Origin of the sequence: Zoogloea sp., assembly GCF_023150065.1 — a bacterium.
Classification (GTDB): Bacteria; Pseudomonadota; Gammaproteobacteria; order Burkholderiales; family Rhodocyclaceae; genus Zoogloea.
The window spans coordinates 1-567 of record NZ_JAKLLN010000193.1 but is presented as its reverse complement, the minus strand read 5'-3'; the positions used below and the strand labels follow the sequence as shown (position 1 = coordinate 567).

Genomic DNA, 567 nt, shown 5'->3' with positions numbered 1-567 from the left:
GGATGGAGGAGGTCACGCGCGCGATCCGGGATCGCGCGGGAGGAGCGTCATGAGCAGGATTCTCGTCGTGGACGACTCGCGCGTGGATCTGGAGCTCGTCACTTCCCTCCTTTCCGACGTGGGACACGAGTGCGTGCGCGCCGGGAACGGACGCGAGGCCCTGGACCTCGTGCAGTCGGATGCTCCGGAGCTGATCGTGACCGACCTCCAGATGCCCGAGATGGACGGCCTCGAGCTCGTCCAGGCGGTCCACGCCCGCCACCCGAAGGTCCCGGTCGTGCTGATGACCGCGCACGGGAGCGAGGAGATCGCGGCGGAGGCGCTCCGCGCGGGCGCCGCGAGCTACGTGCCGAAGCGGAACCTCGCGAAGGACCTTGCCGCGACGATCGAGCGGGTCCTCGGCGTGGCGCCGTCGAGGGGCGAAGGCGAGGAGGCGGCCCGATGGCTCGCGGAGGCGGGCTACCGGTTCGTGCTCGACAACCGGTGCGGCTGGCTCCGGCCGCTCGTGGCGCACTTCCAGGCGGAGCTCGCGCGGCGCGGCTTCCGCGACGAGACCGAGCTGATGCA

At 71.6% G+C, this 567-nt stretch carries 1 protein-coding gene; it reads left to right on the top strand.

The genetic code is table 11. The annotated features are described in order from the left end of the window. Positions 1 to 49 precede the first annotated feature (49 nt). Positions 50 to 567, top strand: a 518-nt coding sequence (locus L6Q67_RS24230) for a response regulator (protein ID WP_296576281.1), incomplete at its 3' end; no start/stop codon positions are given.